This window comes from Phyllobacterium sp. 21LDTY02-6, assembly GCF_023554255.2.
Lineage (GTDB): Bacteria > Pseudomonadota > Alphaproteobacteria > Rhizobiales > Rhizobiaceae > Phyllobacterium.
In genome coordinates this window covers 336,042-345,972 of sequence record NZ_JAMJWD020000007.1, presented here as the reverse complement: position 1 = coordinate 345,972, position 9,931 = coordinate 336,042, and the positions used below count along the sequence as shown (strand labels likewise).

6 protein-coding genes are annotated in these 9,931 nt (G+C 63.9%); all 6 read left to right on the top strand.

Features of this window, described 5'->3' with window-relative positions; translation table 11 throughout:
- A partial coding sequence (locus tag M8997_RS22045; protein WP_252597222.1) for a YadA-like family protein occupies positions 1–1,860 on the top strand: 1,860 nt, incomplete at its 5' end.
- Positions 1,861–1,999: 139 nt separating this feature from the next.
- Positions 2,000–2,626 carry an invasion associated locus B family protein gene (locus M8997_RS22040; RefSeq protein ID WP_250014604.1) on the top strand — a complete coding sequence of 209 codons (627 nt, stop codon included), beginning with the start codon at positions 2,000–2,002 and terminating at the stop codon, positions 2,624–2,626.
- Positions 2,627–3,153: 527 nt separating this feature from the next.
- Positions 3,154–4,686, top strand: coding sequence for a Do family serine endopeptidase (locus M8997_RS22035; RefSeq protein WP_250014603.1), 1,533 nt, complete (start codon positions 3,154–3,156; stop codon positions 4,684–4,686).
- Positions 4,687–4,861: 175 nt separating this feature from the next.
- A complete protein-coding gene (locus tag M8997_RS22030; RefSeq protein WP_250014602.1) occupies positions 4,862–5,554 on the top strand; it encodes a response regulator transcription factor in 693 nt (230 codons plus the stop codon).
- A complete protein-coding gene (locus M8997_RS22025) occupies positions 5,551–6,951 on the top strand; it encodes a HAMP domain-containing sensor histidine kinase (RefSeq protein ID WP_250014601.1) in 1,401 nt (466 codons plus the stop codon). Before M8997_RS22030 ends, M8997_RS22025 begins: the two co-directional genes overlap by 4 nt.
- Positions 6,948–9,929, top strand: a complete 2,982-nt coding sequence (locus M8997_RS22020) for a bifunctional [glutamine synthetase] adenylyltransferase/[glutamine synthetase]-adenylyl-L-tyrosine phosphorylase (RefSeq protein WP_250014600.1) — start codon at positions 6,948–6,950, stop codon at positions 9,927–9,929. The genes M8997_RS22025 and M8997_RS22020 overlap by 4 nt, the downstream gene beginning before the upstream one ends.
- Positions 9,930–9,931: the final 2 nt, after the last annotated feature.

Below are 9,931 nucleotides of genomic sequence, written 5' to 3'. Positions count from 1 at the left end.
ATGAAGGCGACAACGATCGACATGGCCCGCGAGGTCGCCAAGATGGATGCGGACGGCAATCCGGCCCTTGATGCCAACGGCAATCCGGCCGTGGAGAAGGTGGCGCGCACCGTCTCCGGCGTCGCCGAGGGCGACGTCAGCAAGGCATCGACCGATGCGGTCAATGGCAGGCAACTGCACGAACTCGACAGGCGGAGCCTCAAATATCACTGGAACGACAAGAACAACGACGGAATTCTGGATGAGGGCGAGATTGAAACCGCGACGCTGAAGCTGGAGGCCAATTCGGCGGAAGGCATTACGATAATAGGGACGAAGCTCGACAATGTCGCCGATGGCGCGATCAATGCGGCATCGCTGGAGGCCATCAATGGTCGGCAGCTGCATAAATCGTTTAATTCCGTGGCGGATGCGATCGGCGGCGGTGCCTTGACCGTCAATGGAATAGTGTCTTCGCCCGGTTTCGATATTGCCGACTACACCGGCCAGGGCGGCGGCTCGTCGCACCGTTACGGCAATGTCGGTGATGCGCTTGACCAGTTGAGCCGGAACGACACCGCCTTCGACAAGCGTTTCGGCGACTTGGCATCGAAGGTCGGCGTTTTGGGGCAACGCAGCCTGCAGTTGAACCAGCAGCGCAAGGCCTATGATGCCGCCGGCCCGGCTGTAGCGGAAGATCAGGCGAGGGCCCAGGCGATGGCAGGGCAGGCGAAGGCAGCACGGATTCTTGTGGCGGAACCCCAGGTCCGGGGAGTCGCGCCGGCGTCCGCAGACATGGTGCCGGAAGCAATGGGGCCCGAAACGGCGTCGCTGGTTCCATCCGAAAGCATTGCGCTGCCAGCGGGGCTCGCGGGAGCGGATCCGGCGGCGACACCACCGGTCGAGGCCGCGCCGAGCGCCCGGCTGAAGCCGATCATCAATGTGGGTGACGGGCGGGTCGTGACGGGTTCCTCGGATGTCGTCACCGGCGGCCAGCTCAAGACCGTGGACGACAAGGTCGAGAGGCTCGCCAGTCAGGTCGGCACCGGTCTCAGCCCGGAGACGGCGAAGAAGGTGGACGATCTCGAGCAGCGCAGCGTGAGCTATGAGGCTATCGAGGGCAAGAAGACCAACAAGGTCCAGCTGGCGGGCGGCGATCCGAACGCGCCTGTCGTCATCGCCAACCTCGGCGATGGCGTAGCGGATACGGATGGCGTCAATGTGAGGCAGTTGAAGGGGCTCAAAGCCAGGGTCGATGCCGTGGCTGAACCGGCCGAGAAGCTGACGGAGCTGACGAACAGCATGGACAAGGTCGGCAACAACGCGGTCAAAAACGCGAAGGCCTATACGGATGTTGCCGTGGACACGGCTCACAGCCGGATGAACGAGATCGGCAGCGCCACGCTCAGCACGGCGAAGACCTATACGGATGATGCCATGGACACGGCCAACAGCCGGATGAACGAGGTCGGCAGCAGCACGCTCAGCAAGGCGAATGCCTATACGGATGATGCCATCGACATGGCCAACGGCCGGATCGACGAGATCGGCAGCACGATGACCAAGGGATTCAAGCAGTTGAATTCCGACGTTACCGAGCTGCGCGAGGGTTTCAAGCAGTTGAATTCCGACATTGCCTCGGTACGCAAGGAAGCACGCCAGGCGGCGGCCATCGGCCTTGCCGCATCTTCCTTGCGCTTCGACGGCACGCCGGGCAAGGTCAGCGTTGCCGTGGGCGGCGGCGCATGGCGGGACGCGAGCGCCTTTGCCTTTGGTGCGGGCTATACGAGCGAGACTGGCAAGGTGCGCGCCAATATCACCGGCGTCACCAGCGGCGGCCAGGTCGGCGTCGGCGCCGGCCTGAGTATCACGCTCAATTAGGGGCGTCATGCTCAGTCGGGGGCTTCGTGCTAAAAGGGGCGTCACGTCTCAAGGGAGACGTCACGCTCAGCATGAGCGCTTGACGCGAAACCTGGGCGGCGCGCCCGATTGGGGCGTGTGCTTATGGGAGAAGGATAAGATGGCGAGGTTTGCACCGATATTGCCGCTTGCCCCGACCCTGCTTGCCCCGGCCTTGCTTGCTCAGACGCTGCTTGCCCTGGCCCTGTTTGCCCTGGCCCTGCTTGTCAGCCCGCCAGCCGGCGCCGAAGAGCCAGGCACGGCGCCGCATTACAGGCTCAAGCCATCGGATGTCGCCCTGCCGGAGGGGGCGGTGCCCGGCACATACCGCCGCATCATCCAGCCTTTCGGCAATTGGGACCTGATCTGCGACGAGGACCTGAAGGCGATGAAGAAGGTCTGCAATGTCACGCAGACCATCATCGGTGCGGCGGACGAGGTGGTCTTCAGCTGGTCGCTGGCCGCGAATGACAAGGGCCGGCCGATGATGATCATGCGCGTGCCGGTTGGCGTCGGTGCGGGCAGCGAGATCGCGGTGGGGTTCCCGTCGCGCCGGGAAAAGGTGATGGTGGCGGTGCAAGGTTGCACAGAGGCGATCTGCCTTGCCTATCTGCCGGTCGGGCCGGTACTGCGCGAGGAGATCGGCAAGGGCGGTGCGGCGCGCATCTCCTATCCATTGGCTGCGGAGAACGTCAATCTTCAGCTGCCTCTCGCCGATCTCAAGGAGGCGCTGGCGTCGATCAAATAGGCGATGTGCCGGCATCCGGCCCGGAATGGATCATCATGCAATATGCACGCACGGGCCGGCAGTTGCGCCAGCATGGCGAGACCCAAGCCCGACGCAATATCTGGCCCAATATCCGACCCGAGCCCGGCCCAAGTCTGGCCCGAGCCCGGCCCAAGTCTGGCCCAAGTCCGACCCAGTATCCGGCCCAACATATGGCTCGGGGGCCGGTCCGGGGTCTGGCGGCAGTTTGCACCCTGTCAGGCCGTCATCGCCTATGTGGAAGACCAGTGTCCTGGCGCAGCGCAAACGCATGGCTGGCGGCCTGTTCGGAACGGAAACTCAAGCCCAACGGTGATGAACGGCCGGCGAACAGCGGTCGAAACGCGAAGACCCGGGCAGGGCCATGAATTCGGGCGGTTGCGAGAGCCGGCGCGGCGCAAACCTTAAATATTTGTCATGTTGCGGAAATGGCGGGGTAATCTTCCTAAGTATATGACGATTGTTACAACGATCCTCTGTCGATCACGTTGCTCAAGGAGAACACTCGAATGTCGAACAAACCTAAGTCTTCGAATTATCGCAGGGGCGTCGCCGCCGCGCTTCTGTCTTCGGCACTTGTCGGCGGCTTCCTGGCAACCGGGCCGCTCAGCGCCATCGCACCGGCCCAGGCCGAGGCTGTCCGGGTCGAATCCAACACCCAGCAGCCCGGCTTTGCCGATGTGGTCGAAAAGGTCAGCCCGGCCGTCGTCAGCGTGCGCGTCAAGAGCGCGGTCAAGGAAACGGCGAATAATGGCAGCGGCTTCCCCGGCTTCGACCAGCTGCCCGACGACCATCCGCTCAAGCGCTTCTTCTATGATTTCGGCGGACCGGACCAGTATGGCCGCCGCGACATGGAGCCGCGCAAGTCGCCGCGCAACAAGCCGGACCGCGTGCGCCCGGCGGCGCAGGGCTCGGGCTTCTTCATCTCCGAAGACGGCTATCTCGTCACCAACAACCACGTCGTCGAGGATGGCTCGGCCTATACGGTCGTGCTCGATGACGGCACCGAACTCGACGCCAAGCTCATCGGCAAGGACAAGCGCACGGATCTCGCCGTCCTCAAGGTCGATGACAAGCGCAAATTCACCTATGTGGCCTTCGGCGACGACAACAAGGTCCGCGTCGGCGAATGGGTCGTCGCGGTGGGCAATCCCTTCGGCCTCGGCGGAACGGTAACTGCCGGTATCGTCTCGGCCCGCGGCCGCGATATCGGTGCTGGTCCCTATGATGATTTCCTGCAGATCGATGCGGCGGTCAATCGCGGCAATTCCGGCGGTCCCGCCTTCAACCTCAACGGCGAGGTCGTCGGCATCAATACGGCCATCTTCTCGCCATCGGGCGGCAGCGTCGGCATCGCCTTCGCCATTCCCGCGCAGACGGCCAAGGATGTCGTCGATCAGTTGATCAAGACCGGCACGGTATCGCGCGGCTGGATCGGCGTGCAGATACAGCCGGTCAGCAAGGAAATCGCCGAATCGCTCGGCCTGTCGGAAGACAAGGGCGCGCTGGTGGTCGAGCCGCAGCCTGACGGTCCCGCCGCCAAGGCCGGCATTGCCGCCGGTGACGTCATCACCGCGGTCAATGGCGAAAAGGTGAACGATTCTCGCGATTTGGCGAAGAAAGTTGCAGCGATCAGCGCCGGCCAGACTGCCGAACTGACCGTGTGGCAGAAGGGCGAGGCAAAGGCCGTGAAGGTCGACATCAAGCCTTTCCCCGGCGATGAACAGCTCGCCGCCGCAAGCCCGAAGCCGGGCGACGAGGGCAAGTCCTCGGCGCTCGAGGATTATGGGCTGACGGTCATGCCTTCCGATGACGGCCAGGGCGTGGTCGTGACCGATGTCGATCGTCAGGGCGACGCCGCCGACAAGGGCATCACCACCGGCGACGTCATCGTTTCGGTCAATAACCGGCCGGTCAAGAGCGGCAGCGATATCGACGCCGCGGTGACCGAGGCAGGCAAGGCCGGGCGCAAGGCCGTGCTGCTGCAGGTGCAGAGGCAGGACCAGTCCCGCTTCGTGGCGCTGCCGATCAACCAGGGCTGATCGCTTCGTCCGGTGAAGGGCGGCGCAGGTCGCCCTTCCGATCCTTTTCATGAATTGCGACGGCGCCTTTGAGTTCCCTGTTTGCGGCGCCTTGCAAGAGGGCGGCAGGTTCCCTTCAAATCTGCTGCCCGTTTTTTTCTGGTTTCCTCCATCGAGCCGGGTTTAATCTAGAGCGATGAAAATACTTGTCATTGAAGACGACCGCGAAGCGGCCCGCTACCTGGAGAAGGCCTTCGCCGAAGCCGGCCATACGGTGGATATTGCCGGCGATGGCGAGACCGGCTTTACCCTTGCCGAGCAGGGCAATTACGACGCGATGGTCGTCGACCGCATGCTGCCGCGCCGCGACGGGCTGTCGGTCGTCGCTTCGCTGCGCGCGCGCGGCAATGATACGCCGGTGCTCATCCTTTCCGCCCTCGGCCAGGTGGACGACCGCGTGACGGGGCTCAGGGCCGGCGGCGACGATTACCTGACCAAGCCCTACGCATTTTCCGAACTTCTGGCGCGCATCGAGGTCCTGCAGCGGCGTTCCAGCCCGAAGGAGGCGGAAACCGTCTACCGCGTCGGCGACCTGGAGCTTGACCGGCTGTCCCATACGGCGAAGCGGGCGGGCCAGACGATCATCCTGCAGCCGCGCGAGTTCCGCCTGCTCGAATATCTGATGCGCAATGCCGGCCAGGTGGTGACGCGGACGATGCTGCTCGAACATGTGTGGGACTATCATTTCGACCCGCAGACCAATGTCATCGACGTGCATGTCTCGCGCCTGCGCGGCAAGATCGAAAAGGGCTTCGATACGCCCCTGCTGCATACGGTGCGCGGCGCCGGCTACATGCTGAAGGCCGCATCCGCCGGAACGCCTGCATGAACCGATTTCGCGCGCTGATGAAAATGACGGCCGTGCGGCTGTCGGCGCTCTATCTCCTGCTTTTCACCGTCTGCGCGCTTATTCTCGTCGTCTACATGACCAGCCTTTCGGTGCGCCTTCTCACTTCGCAGACGGAGACGGCGATCAATGAGGAGATGGAAAGCATCGGCCAGTCCTACCAGCGCGGCGGCATTGCCGGGCTGGTGCGCTCCATCGACCGGCGCGGCAGGCAGCCCGGCGCCTATCTCTATCTCGTGGCCGATCCGGCCGGGCGCATCGTCGCCGGCAACGTGCAGAGCATCGAGGTCGGCATTCTCCAGACCGATGGCGGCATCACGCGTCCCTTCGCCTATGAGCGCTACAATGAGGGCAATGATCCCAAGGTGCACACGGCCATTGCCCGCGTCGTCGCCCTGCCCAACGGCATAAGGGTGATGGTCGGGCGCGATCTGGGCGAGCCGGAACAGGTCCGCCTGGTGGTGCGCCGCGCATTGGGGGCGGCGCTCGGCATCATGGGCATCGGCGCTTTCCTCATCTGGTTCTTTGTCGGCCGCCGTGCCTTGCATCGCATCGACCAGGTATCGGTTGCCTCGCAGCGCATCATGGGCGGCGACCTTTCCGGCCGCTTGCCCGTCAGCGGTTCCGGCGATGAATTCGACCGCCTCTCCGACAATCTCAATGGCATGCTGGCGCGCATCCAGGAGTTGAACGAGGGCGTGCGGCACGTATCCGACAATATTGCCCATGATCTGAAGACGCCGCTGACGCGGCTGCGCAACCGGGCCGAGGCGGCGCTGGCGGGCGCGAAGAACACCAGGGATTATCGCGCGGCCATGGAAGCCATGATCGGCGAGTCGGACCAGCTGATCCGCACGTTCAACGCCATCCTGATGATATCGCGGCTTGAATCCGGCTATTCCAGCGAAGAGATGCAGCCGCTGTCGCTCGCCTCGATCGCCGAGGACGTGTTCGAGCTCTATGAGCCCGTGGCGGAGGATGCCGGCATCAAGCTGCGCCTGGGCGGGCTCGATGCGACGCCGGTGAGGGCCAATCGCGAACTGCTGGCGCAGACGGTTTCGAACCTTGTCGACAATGCGATCAAATATGGCCGCCATGGCGAGGTGGCCGGCGAGATCGAACTGTCCATCGCCCGGGTGCAGGACCATGTGGAACTTACCGTCGCGGATAATGGCCCCGGCATACCGCCGGACCAGATCGAGCGGGCGACGGAAAGGTTCGTGCGCCTGGAGGAGAGCCGTTCACAACCGGGCTCTGGCCTCGGTCTCAGCCTTGCAAAGGCGGTCATGAAATTGCACGGTGGCAGCCTGGAACTTGAGGACAATGCACCGGGGTTGAGGGCGGTGCTGCGCTTTCCCGTGGGAGGGGAGAATGAATGAAGCCGCAGGCGACGGGTGGTAAACCCTTTCTTTCGAGTGCGTTGAAGCCGCTTTTCCCGCTCGATCCCGGCAATGCCGAGGCGCAATGGGCGGATTTTCTGCACAATGCCGACGAGAAAGAGCTCGATCTGCGCCAGCGTTTCGCTGCCGCGCCAGAAAGGGGCAAGTCAGCGGGCAAGTTTCTGGCTGCCGTGCTCGACCTCTCTCCCTATCTGCGCGACGTGCTGCTGCGCCGGCCGGCAATCGTCGCGCCGCTGGCCGATGCCTCGCTGGCGGAGCGGCTGCAACAGCTCGTCGATGAAATCGAAGCCATCTGGCAGGCCGAAGAGATCACCGAGGCCAGATTGATGACGGCGCTGCGCCTCCTGAAGCAGGAGGTGCATGTCCTCGTTGCGCTCGGCGATCTTTCCGGCATCTTCTCGACGCAGGAGACGACGCTCTGGCTGTCGCGGCTGGCCGAGGCGGCGGTGGGCGCGGCGATACGCTTTCTGTTGAGCGATGCCCATGCGGCGGGAAAGCTGAAACTTCCCGATCCCGCCCATCCGGACCGGGATTCCGGCTGGATCGTGCTGGCAATGGGCAAGTTTGGCGCGTTCGAGCTGAATTATTCCTCCGATATCGACCTGATCATGTTCATCGACGAGCGCAGCCCCGCCATCGACGACCCTTATGAATGCGTCGATGTCTTTTCGCGGCTGACCCGCCGCCTCGTGCGCATCCTGCAGGACCGGACCGCCGATGGCTATGTGTTCCGCACGGACCTGCGGCTGCGGCCCGATCCGGGTTCCACGCCGCTGGCGATACCCGTCAGCGCCGCCCTCAATTATTATGAGGGGCGGGGGCAGAACTGGGAGCGCGCCGCGATGATCAAGGCGCGGCCCGTGGCCGGCGATATCGCGGCGGGCAAGCAGTTCCTGGCCGAGCTTGCGCCCTATGTCTGGCGCAAATATCTCGACTATGCGGCGATCGCCGATGTCCATTCGATCAAGCGGCAGATTCATGCGCATAAGGGCCATGGCGAGATCGCCGTGCGCGGCCACAATGTGAAGCTCGGGCGCGGCGGCATTCGCGAGATCGAGTTCTTCGTGCAGACGCAGCAACTCATCGCCGGCGGCCGCTTTCCGCAATTGCGCGGCTCGGGCACGGTTGCCATGCTCGGCGAATTGCAGGGACTGGGCTGGATCAACGAAGAGGCGAGGGACACGCTGTCGAAATGCTATTTCTATCTGCGCGATGTCGAGCACCGTATACAGATGATCGCCGACGAGCAGACGCACACGCTGCCGGAGGATGACGAGGCGTTCCTGCGCGTCGCGCACATGATGGGTTATGGCGATGGCGAGACCTTTGCCGCCGATTTTCGCGAGACGCTGAAGCAGGTGGAAATCCACTACGCGGCGCTGTTCGAACAGGCGCAGGACCTGGCCGGAGAGGCCGGCAATCTGGTCTTCACCGGCGATGTGGACGATCCCGATACGCTGCAGACGCTGACCAATTTCGGCTTCAAGCGGCCGAGCGATATCTGCCGCGTCATCCGCACCTGGCATTTCGGCCGCTATCGCGCCACCCAGTCGGCGGAGTCGCGCGAGCGGTTGACCGAGCTGACGCCGGTGCTGCTGAAGGCCTTCGGCGCAACGAGCCAGGCCGATGAAGCGCTGATGCGTTTCGACGAGATGATCAAGGGGCTGCCCGCCGGCATCCAGCTTTTCAGCCTGCTGCAATCCAATCCGCGCCTGCTCGACCTACTGGTGCTGATCATGGGCGCGGCGCCGCGGCTGGCGGACATCATCACGCGCAAGCCCCACATATTCGACGGCATGCTGGACCCGGCGATCTTTTCCAGCATCCCGACGCGCGCCTATCTGGCGGAGCGGCTGGAAAGCTTTCTCGGTCCATCCCGCGTCTATGAGGATATTCTCGACCGGCTGCGGATATTCGCGGCCGAGCATCGGTTTCTCATCGGCATTCGGCTGCTGACCGGGGCGATCGACGGGGCCCGCGCCGGCAAGGCTTTCTCCGATCTCGCCGATCTCGTCATCGACAGTGCGCTTCAGGCCGTCATCGCCGAATTCGTCAGCAAGCATGGGCGGATCTCCGGCGGCCGCATTGCCATACTCGGCATGGGCAAGCTCGGCAGCCGCGAGCTGACGGCGGGCTCCGATGTCGATCTCATCCTGCTCTACGATCATGACCCGGAGGCCGAGGAATCCGACGGCGACAAGCCGCTCGCCCCGTCGCAATATCACATGCGCCTGACGCAGCGCCTCATCGCCGCCCTGTCGGCGCCCACCGCCGAAGGCGTGCTCTACGAGGTCGATTTCCGCCTGCGCCCGTCGGGCAACAAGGGGCCGGTGGCGACGCATATCGAAGCCTTCCGCAAATACCAGCGCTCGGAGGCATGGACCTGGGAGCATATGGCGCTCAGCCGCGGCCGGCCGGTGGCGGGCGATGCCGAATTCGCCGGCGAGATCGAAACCGATGTCGCCGAGATATTGGCGCTGCCGCGCGATCCGGCAAAGATCGCCAAGGACGTGCTGGAGATGCGCGATCTCCTGGAGAAGGAGAAGGCGCCGCGCGATGGATGGGATTTGAAACTCATCGCCGGCGGCATCATCGACCTCGAATTCATCGCCCAGTTCGCGGTGCTGACCGGTGCTACATCCGGTTCCGTCACGGCGCAATCGACGGCGGAGGTGCTGGCGCGGATCGACAGTTCGCTGGCCGACGCCGCGACCGTATCGGAGCTCGTCGAAGCCGCGGGTCTCTATACGTCGATCACGCAGCTCATCCGGCTGTGTCTGAACGGCGATGTGAGGCGCGAGGATTTTCCGCCGGGCCTCGAGGAACTGCTGTGCCGCGCCTGCGACCTGCCGGACCTCGCGCGGGTGGAAGCGCACATCACCGAGACGTCGCAGCGGGTGCGCAGGCTGTTCGACCTTCTATTGAAGAAATCCCGCAAGTCCGCCAAGGCCCGGTAATC

What these genes read in the sequence shown, in the direction of transcription:
- M8997_RS22035 (WP_250014603.1), top strand. Translation starts at nt 3,154, where the DNA reads ATGTCGAACAAACCTAAGTCTTCGAATTATCGCAGGGGCGTCGCCGCC.
- M8997_RS22030 (WP_250014602.1), top strand. Translation starts at nt 4,862, where the DNA reads ATGAAAATACTTGTCATTGAAGACGACCGCGAAGCGGCCCGCTACCTG.
- M8997_RS22025 (WP_250014601.1), top strand. Translation starts at nt 5,551, where the DNA reads ATGAACCGATTTCGCGCGCTGATGAAAATGACGGCCGTGCGGCTGTCG.
- M8997_RS22020 (WP_250014600.1), top strand. Translation starts at nt 6,948, where the DNA reads ATGAAGCCGCAGGCGACGGGTGGTAAACCCTTTCTTTCGAGTGCGTTG.
- M8997_RS22040 (WP_250014604.1), top strand. Translation starts at nt 2,000, where the DNA reads ATGGCGAGGTTTGCACCGATATTGCCGCTTGCCCCGACCCTGCTTGCC.